Raw genomic sequence first — 17,804 nt, forward strand, 5'->3', positions numbered from 1 at the left:
AAATTTTTTAGTCTAATACTTGAATATCAGATTCCTTTAATTCTAAGGTAGACATCACTTCATTATAGTTTGAGAAGTTTCCATTAAAATCTTGAGCATATTCAGCAGGTATAACTACAATTCTTACTTTTTGATTAGAAACGGCAGCATTATTTAAAGTGCTTAAATCGAAGTTTCCAACAATATTTAACTCTACGCTATCAAAAGTATAGTTGAATTCATATTGAAATTCATTGTTTCGATTATCAGGATCATAAAAAGTTATAGGCATTAATTTCCATAAATCTGTAGGTTGACCATCTGATGCAGTTACAGTACCATCAGCTAGATATACTAATACTGCGTCACCCTCTAGTACTTCTATACCATCAAATGGAATAGGATTTTGAGTAAACCATTCATTATTTGCATTATCATAAACGTAATTTATGCCTGTAACTTCAAATACAGTACTTAGCGTATTTATTCCATCAAGACCATCTATTCCGTCTCTTCCGTCAGAACCGGAACATGAGGCAAGTAGTAAGGTAAATAAGCTAAGAATTATTGTTATTTTTTTCATGTTTTAGTTTTTTAATTGATTTATATTCTAGAGTGTATCAAGAGTTGTTCCAAAAAAAGTACTCTTGATTTTATTTATTAATTACTGATTTGTTTCAAAGTCTACTGAAGCGCTATTAACGCAATAACGCTGTCCCGTTTTTGTGGGGCCATCATCAAATACATGACCCAGGTGGCTTCCGCAGTTTGCACAAAGTATTTCGGTGCGCATCATTCCAAGCGTGGTGTCTCGCACATATTCTACAGCACCTTCTATAGACTCGTCAAAGCTTGGCCAGCCGCAACCGCTTTCAAATTTACTATTTGCTTCAAATAGTTTTGCATCACAGGCGCCACAGTGATAGCTGCCGTTTTTGTCAAAATGCAAGTTGTATTTTCCGGTGTGTGGTCTTTCGGTACCTTTTTGGCGCAGAACATAATAGCGTTCTGGTCCCAACTGCTCTTTCCATTCAGCTTCTGTTTTTTGTATAGGGTATTCTTTCATAACTAGTTTTTTTCATTTCCTTAACTACGGAAATCCTTTAAAAATCATTTTTACTTCTTATTTAGAGTTGGCAGCGCTTATTCCGCAGGAATAAATTTTAGGGCGTCACCATTAATACAGTGGCGCTTACCGGTGGGTTTTGGTCCGTCATTAAATACATGACCTAAATGACCGCCACAGGTTGCACAATGTTCTTCACTGCGGGTATATCCTAATTTTTGGTCTGTAGAAAATGCTACATTACCTTCAATATAATCGTAAAAAGAAGGCCAGCCGGTGCCACTATCAAACTTGGTATTGCTTTTAAAAAGTGGTGTTTCACAAGCTGCACAAACGTAAGTTCCTTCTTTCTTAATGTTAAGTAATTCACTGCTAAATGGGCGTTCAGTCCCTTCTTCCCTAAGAATGTAGAATTGCTCTGAGGTTAAAGAAGCTTTCCATTCTGCCTCTGTTTTATTAACTTCAAAAGATTCTTTTTTTTCTTTTTGTGCTGTGCCTTTACATGCGGTTAAGGAAACCAAAAGGCTAAGTATTACTAATTTTCTCATAGATCTATTTTTGATAAAATTAATTAAAGCGTAAAGCTTGCCGCAGTATTGGTCGATTATTTAACAAAAGCCTAACTAAGAGACTCTTTTTGTTAAAGAGTCGTCAAATTAGTATTTTACGTACTCATATAATTAATTAGTGCTAATTTTAGGTATCAACTTTTAAAATATATTCAATCTTGACACGAGAACGTATCGTAATACAAAATATAGAGCCCCAATTACAAAATGGTGAGTTTTTTATAAAAAGAGTAGTAGGAGAGTTAATTGAGGTAACCGCAGATGTACTGGGAGACGGTCACGACGTATTACAAGCAGAAATTTGTTACAAGTGGGAGCATTCTAAAAACTGGGAAACGATACGGCTAACACCTCTAGAGAATGATGTGTATACCGGTGTATTCAATGTTGAAAACCAGGGTTTTTATGATTATAAAGTTAGTGGTTGGATAGATCACGCCTTAAACTGGCAGCACGGTATTGAAGCAAAACTAAAGGATGGTCAATACGTGAAGAGTGAGTTGTTAGATGGTATTCAGTATATAAAAGCCATTGAAAAGCAGCTTGATAAGGAGGGCAAGAAGTATTTAAAAAATGCTAAGGAAGCTTTTGCAGATGAAGCGCGTTATGATGAGGCTATAACAATAGCGAAATCTGGTGATTTACACCAAATATTTTTAGACAATCCTACCCGCAAATTTGCTAAAGACAGTAAGGTACTTCAGGTTTATGTAGACCGAAAAAAGGCTGGTTTTAGTACCTGGTATGAGTTTTTCCCCAGATCAGCGAGTGAAGTGCCCGGTAAGCACGGTACGTTTAAAGATTGTGAGCGTTTATTGCCTCGCGTTGCAGCTATGGGGTTTGATACATTGTATTTTCCTCCCATACATCCCATAGGAGAAGTAAACCGAAAAGGAAAAAATAACGCTGTTAATGCTGCTGAAGGAGATAGCGGTGTGCCGTGGGGAATAGGTTCTAAATTTGGAGGTCATAAAGCGATACATCCTGAATTAGGTTCTGAGAAAGACTTTAAACATTTAATTAAGAAGGCAGATGAGATGGGGATTGAAATTGCTATGGATCTTGCGTTTCAGGCAGCACCAGATCATCCTTACCTTAAGGAGCACCCATCGTGGTTTAAGAAACGACCAGATGGTACAATGCAATATGCAGAAAACCCGCCTAAAAAATATCAGGATATTGTAAACTTCAATTGGGAATCTGATGACTTCAAAGAGTTGTGGAAAGAGCTTTTGAGTGTAGCTTTTTATTGGATAGATTTAGGAATAAAGATCTTTAGAGTAGATAATCCGCATACCAAGCCATTTTATTTCTGGAACTGGTTTATTTCAGAAATTAAGAAAAAGCATCCAGATGTGTTGTTTTTAGCTGAAGCATTCTCCAGACCTAAAGTGATGCAGCAACTAGGTAAAGAAGGTTATAGCCAGTCTTATACTTATTTTACGTGGAGAACCAGCAAACACGAGCTAACGCAGTATATGACTGAATTAACACAAACCAAACAAAAAGAATACTACAGGCCTAATTTTTGGCCCAATACACCAGATATAAATCCCTATCATTTACAAGGAGCAAATGAAGCACAGCATTTAATTAGATATGCACTAGCTGCAACGATGAGCGGAAATATAGGGCTGTATGGTCCTGTTTATGAGTTTATGGTTACAGATGCAGTACCGGGAAAAGAAGAGTATTATAATTCTGAAAAGTATCAAATTCAGCATTGGGATTGGAACACAGATAATAAGCTTATTCGAGTGATTTCAAAAATTAATGCAATACGTAAGGAGCAGACGGCATTGCAGCAAACTAATAATATTAGATTTTGTGACATTGGTAATGAAGGTCTTATCGCCTATTATAAATGGGATCAGGATATGACTAACGAACTTCTAATTGTTGTAAGTCTTGACCCGTATTACAAACAAGCAGGAAAACTACGGTTACCCTATGAATTAATGCGTCACACCCCGGGCGCCCACATTATGGTAAAGGATTTAATTACAGACAGTACGTATCACTGGAATGAAGAATGGAATTATATTGAATTGCACCCATCATTGCCTTTTCATATTTTTCAGATTTTCAGGTAATACAGCTAACATTTAAAACTAACAAAGACATAAATATGAGTCAGGATATTCACGGAGAGGGGAGTTTTTTAATACACTATGATGTAGAATGGAAAAACCTATTAGAAGAAGAGCGCTTTAGAAAAGAGCTCTGTGAGAATATCCTTGAGCACTATATTTTAAATCAACGCTGGTATGGTGGCAAGGCAAGTGCGTTAAAGTATATAGAAATTATTGATGATTTTCCTATAGAGCGTGAAGGAGATCTTTTTTATGGTATCGTCCTTGAAGTGAATTACAAGGAAGCTTTTGTTCAAAATTATTTTCTTCCTATAGCATTTGTTACAGACGCAGACCTAATAGGTGATAAATATATTGTGCGCATAAAATTAAACGGAGTCGATGGCTATCTCGTTGATGCACTTATTTTAGAATCATTTAGAAAGCAAATATTTGAAAAAATACTCGAGGGTGATAAGTTTAAATATAAAGAAGTAGCCTACAGACGAGGGCGTACTAATGATGCTAAAAGTTATGAGAGTAGCAGACTTATGGGGGTTGAGCAAAGCAACACCTCAATAATTTACAATGATAAGTACATTCTAAAAATTTTTAGAAGGGTTTATGTAGATGAAAATCCCGATTATGAGATAAGTAAATACTTAACGATGAAGGGGACATTTATAAATACCCCAAAATATCTAGGAAGTATTACACTGCGTTTTAGTAATAAAAATGTCATTACATTAGGCTTACTTCAGGCTTTAGTGCCTAATCAAGGTGATGCGTGGGAGTTTTTTACACACGAACTCAAACTTATATTTGAAGAATTATCAAGACAAAAACCAAATGTAGACTCCCTGCAAGTCACTAAGTATTTGGAGCAAATACCTATAGATCAGATTCCTTCAGAAATTTTAGCCTGGTGTCCTCAAAGTTTTTTTACAGACGTGGCACAAATAGCAAAGCGTACCGCCCAGATGCATATTGCGCTGGGTTCAGAACGGTCTAACACAGCGTTTACACCTCAGGCTTTTGGAAATGATTATACCGTATGGTTAAAAAACCGACTTATTTATCAGTTTGAAAACCGAATAAATCTAGTTGAGAATAATATTTATAAGCTTAGTGGTTTAGCGCTTGAATTAGCTGAAGAACTGCTGAGTAAGAAAAAAATAATACGGAAACAGCTTCTTGATTTTGACGAGGATAAGTTAAAAAGTGAGCGCATACGCATTCACGGGGATTATCATCTGGGGCAAATTTTAGTTCAGGGTCACGATTTTTACATCATAGATTTTGAAGGTGAGCCAGAGAGCACTATTAGAGATCGTAAAGTAAAGCAACCTCCTATTAAAGACATTGCAGGCATCTTTAGGTCTTTTAATTATGCTATATATGCCACCATATTTAATAATGAGAACGAATTAGATTTAAGTCAGGATGCACTTTTTAAAATAGCTGATGTTTTATACAGTCATATCGTAGGGGTATTCCTAAAGACGTATATCACAGAAGTTCAAACAGCCAATTTAAACATAGGCTACATAAAAGAAATCGAATTTTTATTGCAATATTGCCTGCTTGAAAAAGCAGTATATGAGCTGGGTTATGAGCTCAATGCCAGACCTACCTGGGCAATTATTCCTTTAAAAGGAATCTCAAATATACTTAACCAACAAAATTATGAGTAACGTACACGTTTATAGTCTTTTTTCTGACTTTGATATTGATCTTTTCAAAGCGGGAAAACATTTTAGACTTTATGAAAAATTGGGTTCACATCCTACAATCGTTAATGGCGTGAAGGGAACTTATTTTGCAGTCTGGGCACCTAGTGCAAAAGCAGTTTCTGTTATTGGTGATTTTAATTTTTGGATAGAAGGTGATCACAAGCTTAATGTACGTTGGGACGGCAGTGGTATTTGGGAAGGTTTTATTCCGGGTGTAGCGGCTGGCACAATCTATAAATATAAGATACAGTCTACTAATAACGATATTAAAACTGAAAAAGCAGATCCTTTTGCACGTAGAGCAGAACACCCGCCCAAGACAGCATCTGTAGTTTATGAAGCAGATTACAAGTGGAAGGATAAGAAGTGGATGGCAAACCGAAGCACTAAAAATGCATTAAACGCTCCGATTTCTGTTTATGAAGTTCATTTAAGCTCCTGGAGAAAAACAGGAGAAGAAAACCGAAGTCTCAGCTATACAGAAATGGCAGACGATTTGGTAAGCTATGTTAAGGATATGCAGTTTACACATGTTGAGTTTATGCCCATAATGGAGTATCCTTATGATCCTAGTTGGGGATATCAACTTACTGGCTATTTTGCGCCAACATCACGTTTTGGATACCCAGAAGAATTCAAGTTACTTGTAGATAAATTTCATCAGGCTGGCATAGGTGTTATTTTAGACTGGGTTCCTTCTCATTTTCCTGAAGATCCACACGGCCTGGGTAACTTTGATGGTTCTCATTTATATGAGCATCCAGATCCTAGAAAAGGCTGGCATCCCGACTGGAAATCGTACATTTTTAATTATGGACGTAATGAAGTACGTGCATTTTTAATTAGCAATGCACTATTCTGGTTAGATCAATATCACGTTGACGGTTTGCGGGTAGATGCAGTAGCATCTATGCTTTATCTAGATTACTCCAGAGAAGAGGGACAGTGGGAGCCAAATGAATTTGGTGGAAATCAAAATCTGGATGCTGTATCATTTTTTAAAGAATTGAATATTGCAGTTTATGAGAATTTTCCTGATGTACAAACCATAGCCGAAGAGTCAACAAATTATGCCGGGGTTTCTACTCCTGTTTTTGCAGGTGGGCTTGGTTTTGGTATGAAGTGGATGATGGGCTGGATGCATGATACACTGGAGTATTTTAAGAAAGATCCCGCTTTTAGAAAATTTCATCAGCAGGACATCACTTTTAGTATGACTTATGCCTTTACCGAAAATTTTATGCTACCGCTGTCACACGATGAGGTGGTTTATGGTAAAAAGTCACTTTTAGACAGAATGCCCGGTTCAGAATGGCAGCGTTTTGCAAACCTGAGGTTGATGTTTGGTTATATGTTTACGCATCCCGGAGCGAATCTGATTTTTCAGGGAGGTGAGTTTGCTCAAAGTTTAGAATGGAATTTTCAGCAGAGCTTAGACTGGCATTTATTAGAATATGAGTACCACTCCGGAATACAAAACTGCGTAAGGGACTTAAATAAATTATACAAAGCGTATCCTGCTCTTTATGAAAATCAATTTAGTAAGGAAGGCTTTGAATGGTTAGAATGGAACGACAGTGAGAACAGCGTACTTACCTATATGAGAAAAGGTAATAAGCCAAAAGATACGGTTGTTGTCATCTGTAATTTTACACCGGTACCTCGAGAAAATTACCGTATAGGTTTACCTTCCGAAGTATTTAACGTAAAGAAGAATCTTAAGGAGATTTTTAATAGTAACAAGACTGTTTACGGTGGTAGTGGCGATTTTATTATCGATAAACTAACGGTAGAAGATACCTCTTGGAATGGTAGAGCACATTCTATACAAGTTGATTTAGCGCCATTAGCAATGATGGTTTATACCTTAAAATAGTAAACGTACAGCGTTAACGTTATAGTGGGTATTTTTTATTATTTAGACAAATCATGAAGATGGAAACCCTTACTTTGGTAAGGCTAACATAAATGTAAGGCGCGGTTTATGATTATTAATACAGAGTTAGAGCAGAAGGGTAATCAATTTCCTAATGATATAAAAGAAGTGCGGCAAGAAGTAGATACGCTGTACTTTACAACCTTAAATGAAGTCATTTTGCAACTTACCGTTTTACGGGATAGTGTTATACGATTTCGATATGGCACCAGAGGCATTTTAGAAGATGATTTCTCGTACGCCATAGATCCCGATAGTCACATAGGTTATAATCATCTTGAACTTTCAGAGAATAAAAACTACTATATAGTTACCACTAAGAAGCTTATTATTAAAATCGAAAAAATAAGCTTGCAAACTAAGATTCTAGATAGTGAGGGTTTTTTAATCAATGAAGATGAGATAGGTTTTCATTATGAAGAGAGTTTTACTTTAGGTGGAAACATTGTAAAAATGAGTAAACGGGCTCATCCCGGAGAGACCTTTTTTGGACTGGGAGATAAACCTGTACACCTTAATTTACGAGGAAAGCGCTTTGCTAACTGGGCTACAGATTCGTATGCATTTGGTAAAGATACAGACCCTATCTACAAGTCTGTACCATTTTATATAGGTCTTAAAGAAAAGAAAGCCTACGGAATATTTTTTGACAACAGTTTTAAAACCAACTTTGATTTCTGTCAGGAACGTTTAGATGTTACTAATTTTTGGGCTCCGGGAGGAGAAATGAATTATTACTTTTTCTACGGTCCTAATATGAGTGATGTGGTTGCTAATTACACACACCTTACAGGGAAGCCAGAATTACCACCGTTATGGACTTTAGGTTTTCAGCAAAGTAAATGGAGTTATTACCCTGAAAGTACGGTTAAGTCCTTAGCTAAAAAGTTTAGAGATCTTAGAATCCCTTGTGATGGTATTTATCTTGATATTGATTACATGGAAGGTTTTAGATGCTTTACGTGGAATAAGGAATATTTTCCTGATCCTAAACGTATGGTAAAGGAGCTTGAGGCAGATGGTTTTAAGACGATAGTAATTATAGATCCCGGTATTAAAATAGATTCTGAATATTGGGTTTACAAAGAAGCATTAGAAAATAATTATTTCTGTAAACGTGCAGATGGACCATACATGATAGGTAAAGTTTGGCCGGGTGAATGTGCCTTTCCAGATTTTACAAACCCTGAGGTACGCGAGTGGTGGGCAGGTCTTTTTAAAGAACTTGTAGGGGATATAGGTGTACGCGGTGTTTGGAATGATATGAACGAACCCGCAGTGATGGAGGTTCCCGGTAAAACCTTTCCTGATGATGTGCGTCACGATTATGATGGCCACCCGTGTAGTCATCGTAAAGCTCATAATGTATACGGTACTCAAATGGCACGAGCGACATACGAGGGCGTAAAAAAATATGTGTATCCTAAACGACCTTTAGTAATTACCAGATCTGCTTATAGCGGCGCCCAGCGTTACACCAGTTCGTGGACGGGTGATAACGTAGCAACCTGGGAGCATTTATGGATAGCCAATAATCAGGTACAGCGTATGTGTCTCTCGGGTATGTCTTTTACGGGTACTGATATTGGTGGTTTTGCAGAACAACCCACGGGCGAATTGTTTGCCCGCTGGATTCAACTGGGAGTTTTTCATCCATTTTGTAGAGTGCATTCTTCAGGACATCATGGAGATCAGGAGCCGTGGACTTTTGGCGATGAGATAACCGATATTACTCGTGGCTTTATTGAAATGCGCTATACGTTTCTTCCGTACATATATACGATGTTTTATGAGTATGCTACTAAAGGAATACCTATGATTAAACCCCTGGTGTATTACGATCAGGAAGACCCGCATACAAACTACCGCACAGATGAGTTTATCTTTGGGAACAATATTTTAGTTTGCCCTATTCTTGAGCCTAATTCTAAGGGAAGGCGCATGTATCTTGCGCGCGGAACGTGGTATGATTTCTGGGATAAAACGGTAATTGAAGGTGGTCGCGAATTGTGGGTAGATGCAGATTTAGATCGCATACCTATGTTTGTTAAGGAAGGCTCTATAATACCGAGATACCCTGTTCAGCAATATGTTGAAGAGAAAGTGATAACAGAGTTAAAACTTGATGTGTACTACAAATTGGGTAAAGAGGCATCTCAGGTTTATGAAGATGCAAACGACGGTTATGATTACAAGAAGGGACGTTTTAGTCTTCGTAATTTAAATTTAACGGGTAAAGAAAAAGAGTTAACTATTCAGCAGCATAAATCAGGTAGTTTTGAAACATCTTACGATACCATAAAGCTGCACTTAATAGGACTGCCATTTGTTATTAAAGCAATTACGGTAGACAATGTGGAGTATGATTTAAATAATCTTGATAAAGAGGGTAAATACCTGAAACTTAACAAGAATTTTACGGTTGTACATCTTATTGGATAAAATGGCTATTGCTAAAGTTTAGCTAATCTATAAAAGCGCATTGTGTATAATTTGTAACTTTCGGTCACTAACTAAATATAATTTAAATGAAATCTAAATCAATACTTCTGGCTCTTGTCGCTGTACTTTTTGTAGTGAGCTGTAAGACAAGTCCATTTACAGGTAAGCAAACGCTTAACAGATATGATAATTCTACGCTGTTTCCAATGGCATTTCAACAATACGATGCTTTTTTAAAGGAAAATAAAGTGGTAAAAGGTACTGCAGATGCACAAATGGTGCAACGTGTAGGTTCTAATATCGCAAAAGCTGCAGAGCGTTACATGACCGCTCTAGGGTATCCTAATTATCTTGATGAATACCGTTGGGAATATAATTTAGTTCAGGATGAGGCAGTAAATGCGTTCTGTATGCCTGGCGGAAAAATAGTTGTATATACCGGTATTTTACCCATTGCTCAGGATGAAGCTGGTTTAGCAATGATTTTAGGCCACGAACTTGCTCACGCTTTAGCAAATCACGGTGGTCAACGTATGACTGCAGGAGAAGCACAAGCTGTAGTAGGAGCTGTAGGTGGTTTGGCTCTGGGTGATTCTAAATCTGGTCAGTTATTCAATCAATACTATGGTACTGCAAGTACTATAGGTGCTATTTTACCTTTTAGCAGAGGGCACGAATCTGAAGCAGATGAGATAGGTACTATAATTGCTGCAATTGCAGGTTATGACCCTTATGAAGCTCCTAAATTATGGGAACGTATGAAGGCTCAGGGAAGTTCAGGAACTCCAGAAATACTAAGTACGCACCCTTCTCCAGACACCCGTATTCAAGCTTTAACGGCTATAGCTCCCAGAGCAGCTGCCGAAGCAAAAAAGTTTGGGGTTACTTCATTTAAATAAGTAATTAAAAAATTAAAAAGTAAAAGCCGCTCTATTAGAGCGGCTTTCTTAATTTAGGGCTTTCAACAAGGAGCATTTATCTATGGAAGTTTTACCTAAAGGAAGTAAAAAATTATTGAATGCCTGGGCATTCTACGACTGGGCAAATTCAGTGTACAGTCTTGTAATTGCATCTGCTGTTTTCCCTATTTTTTATGGTGCTTTAACGCTCGTAAAAGACGAGAACGGAAAAATACTAGACGATACGATTACTTTTTTAGGCATAGACTTTAATAATGATACACTCATTAGTTATGTCACTGCTGCTGCGTTTTTAGTCGTTTCTGTATTAAGTCCGTTGCTGAGTGGTATTGCAGATTATATAGGAAACAAGAAAAGTTTTATGAAGTTTTTTTGTTATCTGGGAGCAGTTTCCTGTATCGGTCTTTTTTGGTTTGATATAGAATTTTTGTGGTTTGGTTTACTCTGTTATTTTTTGGCCTTAATAGGTTTTTGGTCGAGCCTTGTATTTTATAACTCGTATTTACCAGACATTGCGTTCCCAGAACAGCAAGATAAAATAAGTGCAAAGGGCTATTCTTTAGGGTATATAGGAAGCGTGATACTTTTAGTTTTGTGTCTTGCAATGATTTTAATGTACGAGACATTTGGTTTTGAAGATGAAGGTTTACCCACAAGACTTTCTTTCATACTTACAGGGCTATGGTGGATAGGTTTTAGCCAATACAGTTATTATTATTTACCTAAGGGAAACAAGAAAGAAAAGTTTACAAAAGATGTGTTGTTTAACGGATTTAAAGAGTTAAAAAAAATCTGGAAAAAACTGAAATCAGATAAGCCTATGCGTACGTATCTAACTGCTTTTTTTGTCTACAGTATGGCTGTACAAACCATAATGCTCGTAGCTACCTATTTTGGAATTGAAGAGTTAGACTGGGGTACTACAAACAGTACCACAGGATTAATTGTAAGTATTTTATTAATTCAGCTTGTAGCAGTTTTAGGAGCCTGGCTAACCTCTAAGGCATCAGCAAGATTTGGAAATATTCAAACGCTTATAGTTATCAACTGTATCTGGATTGCGATTTGCATTTACGCTTATACAATTACAACGCCATTTGAATTTTATTTTACAGCAGCTTTTGTAGGTTTAGTTATGGGAGGAATCCAATCCCTGTCGCGTTCTACCTATTCAAAATTAATTCCGGAAGGGGAGAAAGACACGGCTTCGTATTTTAGCTTTTATGATGTTTCTGAAAAGATAGGAATCGTAATAGGTATGTTGAGTTATGGTTATGTTGCACAACTCACAGGAAGTATCAGGTATGCTATTCTGTTTTTTATCGTCTTTTTTATTGCCGGTGTAATCCTTTTACTTTTTGTTCCACGGAAACGTATTACAGAAACTTTAAAATAAAAAAAGGCTGCTTATTAAGGCAGCCTTTTTCAGATTAATATTTTGATTGATGTATTTATATTTAGTTGCTCACACTTCCTGAACCTACTACTTTAGAGTTCACATTATTGGGCTTGCCAGAATAGCGAATATCGCCAGAACCTGCTACGCTTGCTTTTAAATCACCGCCATCACAGTTTAAGCTAATATCGCCAGAACCTGCTACACTTGCTTCAGCATCTATACTCTTTAAATCTGAAGCGTCTAAATCGCCACTTCCTGCAACTTTAAGAATGCTTCTTTCAGATTTCCCGCTAATAGTTAAATCTCCAGAACCGGCAACTGAAGCGCTAACATCTTTAGCATTAACCTCAAGAACCATATCTCCAGAACCGGCAACAGCACATTCAAAATGGTCTGCTGCAATAAGATCTTTTCCTATAACATCTCCAGAACCTGCCATACTTACTTTATTGATATCTTCAAAAGGTACCGTGATCGTAATACCGTTATTTCTGCTTGTATTTAAATTATAACCGTCTTTAGTATAAATTTTAAGTTTATCGCCTTTAACTTCAGTAATAATGTATTCCTGTAAATTTGCTTCAGCTTCAACCGTGATTTTCCCTTCTTTACCTGCGATTAAAATCACATCAAAAGAGCCGGCAACACCTATTTCATCATAATTGCCTAAATCCCGATTATTTGTAACCAGATTACCATTTCCCTGTATTTTTTTACTGCCCCAGGATTGAGCATTTGCAGTAGCGGCTATTAAAACAAGCGCTACGAGTAGTGTTAATTTTCTCATTATTGATTTACATTATTTGATTAATTGACTTTATAAAAACTTACCCCACCGTATTCAGAATTTACAGTGATTGTATTTTTTGATGAAGCGCTACCGTAATAGCCTTCATAGTATTTATCTGTTGATTCGATTTGTCTTTTTGTGACTTCTAAATTTTCATCTCCTTTAAGACTTGCATAATCAAGTTTGATTGTAAATCTAAAATTAGCGTTTGCATTGTATCCCACTTTTACTCCTGCATATTCTGTATTTATACGCACGTCTCCGGCATTAGCGGTGATTTCTTCAATCTTGAGAGAGCCATAATCCATATTGATATCTAGCGCGCCATTTATTTTACCTAAGCGTACACTAAGATAGTCTGAGCTCCCTTCAACAGTACCCACTGCATTAGCGCTGATGCTTCCGTAATCGCAGTTGTATTTTAGATATTTTAAGCTTCCAAAGTTAGATTTTGTATAATCTGCACTCAAAAGCACCTTATCTGCTTTATCGAGTGTAAACGAACTGTAATCTGCGCTAATTTTTCCGTTTTTCATATATGCGATATTTGAGTTGTTTGTGTAATCAAAACTCAATAAATTATTGTCACCTAATAATTCGCCTATATCTAAATGACCGTAATCACACGAAATCTTCGCCTGGCCTTTGATTTTATCTAGTGAAATGCCGCCATAATCATTACTTAAATCTGCATTGTTTGTTACAGGCATTTTAATTTTATAATTAATTTCCATGTTTACGTTGTTGCTTCCAGAAGTAAAGGCGCTCCACCATGAGCTATTGCTTTCAGAAATTTCGGTAATTGCAGAAACCATTGTTGCATCACCCTGAAACTTAACATCAATGTCATTAAGTTTTTTAATCACTTTGTCTTCGTCATTCCCGTTGGTTTTAACGGTAACTTCAATCGTAATGCGGTTTTGATCCCAGGTGATTACATCTACGTTGCCATAGCTATTATTAATTTTAAGTAATGCGTTTGCATTTACCGTGTACTCTTTAGATATTTTTTTCTCTTTAGTATATCTGCCTCCTAACTTGGGATCTGTAGTATGTGCAATTGCAGAAAACGTAGAGACAAACAGAAGTAGTATAAATTTAAAGTAGTTGGTTTTCATAATCTGTATTTTTGATTGATTCAATTTCTTCTAAAACTGAGGTTAATAAGTTGATGCGTGCTTGAAAGTTTGAAATCATCGCATAAATAACACGTTTGTCTTCACCACTTTCGGTTAAGTCTTTAGTCAGTTTTGAGTAATCATTTTCTAAGACTTTTAATTGTTTAAGAGCGTCGTTTACTAGTTTTTGAGTTTCTGGGGTACGGGCCTCATTGATGTTGTACAATTCTTCTTCAATTGCTTTAGTAAAGAAGTCCTGAGTTTTTGCCATTTCTGGCGATACAGCTGCCAGATCTGCAATTACCGATGGGTGATAAGTGCTGTACCCCACAAAAAACACTATTAGCACTGCTGCCGCAGCAGCTAATGGCTTCCTCCAGTTTAGTTTACGTACTGAGTTTTGATTTACCGGGGTAGCTTTCAATTTGGCTAAAAAGCGTGCCTCGTGATCATCGGCTGGTTCTGCGATATCAAAACAGTTGCGCTGTTCTTCAAACCAGTTGTCTAAATTATTTTTCATAGTATTTAATCTCTTATTAAATCACTTAATTTTTTCCGCAGGCTATCTTTAGCCCTTGATACCGTAGTTCTGCAATTAGCATAACTAATGTTTAGAATTTCACTCATTTCTTCATAGTCAAAACCTTCAATTAGGTTTAAGGTAAGCGCAACTCTGTAATTTTCTTTAAGTTCGTTCATCGTCTGCAGCACGCGTTGAACTTCAAAACTACTGGTGTCGCAATCTGTTATTCCCTGATCGTCTTCGAGCTTGTATAACGAGTCGTCCAGGTCATCTTCTTTTAGACGTTTTCTTTTATTATAGCTACTTATGCTGTTGTTAACCACTATACGCTTCAACCAGCTTCCAAAAGAAGATTCTGCATTATAGCTTTCTAGCTTAGTAAAAGCACTTAAAAACGATTCTTGCATGATGTCTTCTGCTTCATTACTATCTTTAACAATGCGCAATGAGGTATTGTACATCGCTTTGTAATAGCGTTTGTAAACAGCGAGCTGTGCTTGCTGATTTCCGTTTTTGCATTGCTCTAAAAGCAAATCAATATGATGGTTAGTTGTGTTCAATTGGTTTGTGCTTCATTATAAAGATAGACCTGTTTTTATTTTGTTACAGTTGCTATTAAAATATTTCATTTATTAGGTCTTTACGGTGGCATATTAATTGAAATATAGGTAGTGTAAGAAAGCCTGAAAGTATTTAATATAGTGCTTTACAGGTCTTTAAATCAAATAAAAAAAGTTTACATTTCACACAGATTAATTCAATTTGTGACAATGTGACGTTAAATAGTATGGCTAGAACAAAATTTACAAATCTTGACAATCTGTCATTGCAGGATTTTGATGGTGAAGCAGATTTAATCCCATTGATGACCCCAGAAGACGAGGAAGAGATAAATAAAGAAGAATTACCCGAAACCTTACCCATTTTACCACTCAGAAATACGGTATTGTTTCCCGGTGTTGTAATTCCAATTACAGCAGGACGCGATATGTCTATAGATCTTATTAATGAGGCAAACAAGGGTTCAAAAATCATTGGTGTAGTTTCTCAAAAAGACGAGTCTGTAGAAAATCCAACGGCAGATGATATAAATACCACCGGTGTTGTGGCGCGTATTCTTAGAGTTTTAAAGATGCCAGACGGTAATGTTACCGTAATTATTCAGGGAAAAAAGCGTTTTAATATCGCTGAGGTTATAACTGAAAAACCCTATATAGTAGCCACAGTTCGCGAAGTGCCTGAACTGCGCCCTGAGAAAGGCAATGAAGAGTTTAAAGCTATTATTGAGTCTATTAAGGAGCAGGCATTGCAGATAATTAAGCAATCTCCAAATATTCCTAGTGAGGCCGGCTTTGCAATCAAGAATATTGAAAGTGAGTCTTTTCTAATCAATTTTGTGAGTTCAAATATGAACTTAACGGTTGAAGAAAAACAGAAACTTTTAGAAATAGGAGATTTAAAAGAGCGTGCCTTGCAGACGCTGCGTCATATGAATACCGAGATGCAGAAGTTAGAGCTTAAGAACGATATTCAAAATCGTGTGCATAATGACATGAGTCAGCAGCAAAGAGAGTATTTCTTGCATCAGCAAATGAAGACTATTCAGGAAGAGCTAGGCGGTGTATCTCAAGAAGATGAGTTAGAAGAAATGCGCCTGCGCGGAAAGAAAAAGAATTGGGATGAAAAGGTTGCGAAGCACTTCAATAAGGAACTCGCAAAAATGCAACGTATGAATCCGCAGGTGGCAGAGTACAGCATTCAGCGTAATTATCTTGATTTATTTTTAGACCTTCCGTGGAATAAATTCAGTAAAGATAAATTTGACCTAAAACGTGCAAAACGAATTCTAGATCGTGATCATTATGGTCTTGATGATGTAAAAAAACGGATTATAGAATATCTCGCAGTATTAAAACTGCGTAATGATATGAAGTCGCCTATATTGTGTTTGTATGGTCCACCGGGAGTAGGTAAAACCTCTTTGGGTAAATCTGTTGCAGAGGCTTTAGGAAGGGAGTATGTACGTATGAGTTTAGGTGGCTTACGAGACGAAGCAGAAATACGGGGTCATCGTAAAACTTATATAGGTGCGATGCCTGGCCGTATTTTACAAAGTCTTAAAAAGGCAGGGACCAGCAATCCGGTTTTTGTTCTAGATGAGGTAGATAAATTAAGCAACAGTAATCAGGGAGATCCTTCTTCTGCTTTATTAGAAGTTTTAGATCCTGAACAAAATGCAGATTTTCACGATAACTTCTTAGAATTAGGTTTTGACCTTTCTAAAGTTATGTTTATAGCAACTGCAAATAATTTAGGTGCAATACAGCCTGCGCTACGCGACCGTATGGAAATTATAAATGTTACCGGTTATACCATCGAAGAAAAGGTAGAAATAGGTAAGCGTCATTTATTACCAAAACAATTAAAAGAGCACGGTGTTAAAGATGATCAATTAAAAATTGCGAAGCCTCAACTAGAGAAAATCGTAGAGGGTTATACCCGAGAATCTGGAGTACGTGGCTTAGAAAAGCAAATTGCAAAAATGGTACGCTATGCAGCCAAAAATATTGCAATGGAAGAAGAGTATAAAGTAAAGGTTGATAATGAGATCGTTATAGATGTTTTAGGTGCTCCTAAGTTAGAGCGCAATAAGTATGAAAACAACGATGTTGCCGGTGTTGTTACAGGTCTTGCCTGGACACAGGTAGGTGGTGATATTCTGTTTATAGAATCTATTCTATCTAAAGGTAAAGGAGTTCTTTCGGTTACCGGAAACCTGGGTAAAGTGATGAAAGAAAGTGCTACCCTTGCGTTAGAATATATTAAATCAAATGCAGAATTATTGAATCTGGATCCTTCCGTTTTTGAGAAGTATAACGTACACATTCACGTGCCGGAAGGTGCAACGCCTAAAGATGGACCAAGCGCCGGTATAACGATGCTAACATCATTAGTTTCTTTATTTACCCAACGTAAGGTGAAAAAGAGTCTTGCAATGACAGGAGAAATTACTTTAAGAGGTAAAGTACTTCCCGTAGGTGGAATTAAAGAAAAAATTCTGGCAGCAAAGCGCGCGCACATAAAAGAGATTATTATGTGCAGAGAAAACGAGCGTGACATTAAAGAAATTAATGAAGAATATCTAAAAGGTCTTACTTTTCATTATGTAAACGATATGAGTGAAGTACTCGATATTGCTCTTACACAAGAGAAAGTTTCTAAGGCAAAAGAGCTGTAAGAACAGCGTTTAATATAGC

14 protein-coding genes are annotated in these 17,804 nt (G+C 36.8%); 7 read left to right on the forward strand and 7 right to left on the reverse strand.

Translation table 11 applies throughout. The annotated features are described in order from the left end of the window. Positions 1-7 precede the first annotated feature (7 nt). The 3 genes from P164_RS02085 to msrB (P164_RS02095) form a co-directional block, all read right to left on the reverse strand. The gene (locus P164_RS02085; RefSeq protein WP_051621142.1) at positions 8-562 is read right to left on the reverse strand and encodes a hypothetical protein; all 555 of its coding nucleotides are present in this window, start codon (positions 560-562) and stop codon (positions 8-10) included. Between the two features lie 81 nt (positions 563-643). After that, positions 644-1,045, reverse strand: coding sequence for a peptide-methionine (R)-S-oxide reductase MsrB (gene msrB, locus P164_RS02090; RefSeq protein WP_028374826.1), 402 nt, complete (start codon positions 1,043-1,045; stop codon positions 644-646). A gap of 77 nt (positions 1,046-1,122) precedes the next feature. After that, positions 1,123-1,593, reverse strand: a complete 471-nt coding sequence (gene msrB / locus P164_RS02095) for a peptide-methionine (R)-S-oxide reductase MsrB (protein ID WP_028374827.1) — start codon at positions 1,591-1,593, stop codon at positions 1,123-1,125. 179 nt (positions 1,594-1,772) lie between these two features. On the opposite strand from msrB (P164_RS02095), the gene P164_RS02100 reads away from it, so the two are divergent. The 6 genes from P164_RS02100 to P164_RS02125 all read left to right on the forward strand — a co-directional run bounded on the left by P164_RS02100 (position 1,773) and on the right by P164_RS02125 (position 12,113). Further along, positions 1,773-3,707, forward strand: coding sequence for an alpha-1,4-glucan--maltose-1-phosphate maltosyltransferase (locus P164_RS02100; protein WP_028374828.1), 1,935 nt, complete (start codon positions 1,773-1,775; stop codon positions 3,705-3,707). Between the two features lie 35 nt (positions 3,708-3,742). Beyond that, complete coding sequence (locus tag P164_RS02105; protein ID WP_028374829.1) at positions 3,743-5,380, forward strand: trehalose synthase; 1,638 nt, start codon at positions 3,743-3,745, stop codon at positions 5,378-5,380. After that, positions 5,373-7,295: a 1,4-alpha-glucan branching protein GlgB gene (glgB, locus tag P164_RS02110; RefSeq protein WP_028374830.1), complete on the forward strand. Its 1,923-nt coding sequence runs from the start codon at positions 5,373-5,375 to the stop codon at positions 7,293-7,295. The genes P164_RS02105 and glgB overlap by 8 nt, the downstream gene beginning before the upstream one ends. Before the next feature lie 108 nt (positions 7,296-7,403). Next, positions 7,404-9,797 (forward strand): glycoside hydrolase family 31 protein, encoded by a 2,394-nt coding sequence (locus P164_RS02115; RefSeq protein WP_028374831.1) that lies wholly within the window; start codon positions 7,404-7,406, stop codon positions 9,795-9,797. An 86-nt stretch (positions 9,798-9,883) separates the two neighbouring features. Further along, complete coding sequence (locus tag P164_RS02120; protein ID WP_028374832.1) at positions 9,884-10,696, forward strand: M48 family metallopeptidase; 813 nt, start codon at positions 9,884-9,886, stop codon at positions 10,694-10,696. A gap of 82 nt (positions 10,697-10,778) precedes the next feature. Further along, positions 10,779-12,113, forward strand: a complete 1,335-nt coding sequence (locus tag P164_RS02125) for an MFS transporter (RefSeq protein WP_028374833.1) — start codon at positions 10,779-10,781, stop codon at positions 12,111-12,113. A 61-nt stretch (positions 12,114-12,174) separates the two neighbouring features. Here the strand turns inward: P164_RS02125 and P164_RS02130 are convergent, their stop codons facing one another. The 4 genes from P164_RS02130 to P164_RS02145 are packed head-to-tail and all read right to left on the reverse strand — an operon-like array spanning position 12,175 to position 15,107. Further along, on the reverse strand, positions 12,175-12,903 hold the full coding sequence (locus tag P164_RS02130) for a head GIN domain-containing protein (RefSeq protein ID WP_028374834.1): 729 nt from the start codon (positions 12,901-12,903) through the stop codon (positions 12,175-12,177). 20 nt (positions 12,904-12,923) lie between these two features. Continuing rightward, positions 12,924-14,024, reverse strand: a complete 1,101-nt coding sequence (locus P164_RS02135; RefSeq protein WP_028374835.1) for a hypothetical protein — start codon at positions 14,022-14,024, stop codon at positions 12,924-12,926. Beyond that, positions 14,005-14,544: a hypothetical protein gene (locus P164_RS02140; protein ID WP_028374836.1), complete on the reverse strand. Its 540-nt coding sequence runs from the start codon at positions 14,542-14,544 to the stop codon at positions 14,005-14,007. The genes P164_RS02135 and P164_RS02140 overlap by 20 nt, the downstream gene beginning before the upstream one ends. A gap of 5 nt (positions 14,545-14,549) precedes the next feature. After that, a complete protein-coding gene (locus P164_RS02145) occupies positions 14,550-15,107 on the reverse strand; it encodes an RNA polymerase sigma factor (RefSeq protein WP_028374837.1) in 558 nt (185 codons plus the stop codon). Positions 15,108-15,334: 227 nt separating this feature from the next. Here P164_RS02145 and lon point away from each other — a divergent pair, with 227 nt between their 5' ends. Next, positions 15,335-17,785: an endopeptidase La gene (gene lon / locus P164_RS02150; RefSeq protein WP_028374838.1), complete on the forward strand. Its 2,451-nt coding sequence runs from the start codon at positions 15,335-15,337 to the stop codon at positions 17,783-17,785. Positions 17,786-17,804: the final 19 nt, after the last annotated feature.

The sequence above is a fragment of the Leeuwenhoekiella sp. MAR_2009_132 genome (assembly GCF_000687915.1).
Taxonomy (GTDB): Bacteria; Bacteroidota; Bacteroidia; order Flavobacteriales; family Flavobacteriaceae; genus Leeuwenhoekiella.

Coding starts and splice junctions, on each gene's coding strand:
- P164_RS02085 (WP_051621142.1), bottom strand. CDS start 562: ATGAAAAAAATAACAATAATTCTTAGCTTATTTACCTTACTACTTGCC.
- msrB (WP_028374826.1), bottom strand. CDS start 1,045: ATGAAAGAATACCCTATACAAAAAACAGAAGCTGAATGGAAAGAGCAG.
- msrB (WP_028374827.1), bottom strand. CDS start 1,593: ATGAGAAAATTAGTAATACTTAGCCTTTTGGTTTCCTTAACCGCATGT.
- P164_RS02105 (WP_028374829.1), top strand. CDS start 3,743: ATGAGTCAGGATATTCACGGAGAGGGGAGTTTTTTAATACACTATGAT.
- glgB (WP_028374830.1), top strand. CDS start 5,373: ATGAGTAACGTACACGTTTATAGTCTTTTTTCTGACTTTGATATTGAT.
- P164_RS02115 (WP_028374831.1), top strand. CDS start 7,404: ATGATTATTAATACAGAGTTAGAGCAGAAGGGTAATCAATTTCCTAAT.
- P164_RS02120 (WP_028374832.1), top strand. CDS start 9,884: ATGAAATCTAAATCAATACTTCTGGCTCTTGTCGCTGTACTTTTTGTA.
- P164_RS02125 (WP_028374833.1), top strand. CDS start 10,779: ATGGAAGTTTTACCTAAAGGAAGTAAAAAATTATTGAATGCCTGGGCA.
- P164_RS02130 (WP_028374834.1), bottom strand. CDS start 12,903: ATGAGAAAATTAACACTACTCGTAGCGCTTGTTTTAATAGCCGCTACT.
- P164_RS02135 (WP_028374835.1), bottom strand. CDS start 14,024: ATGAAAACCAACTACTTTAAATTTATACTACTTCTGTTTGTCTCTACG.
- P164_RS02140 (WP_028374836.1), bottom strand. CDS start 14,544: ATGAAAAATAATTTAGACAACTGGTTTGAAGAACAGCGCAACTGTTTT.
- lon (WP_028374838.1), top strand. CDS start 15,335: ATGGCTAGAACAAAATTTACAAATCTTGACAATCTGTCATTGCAGGAT.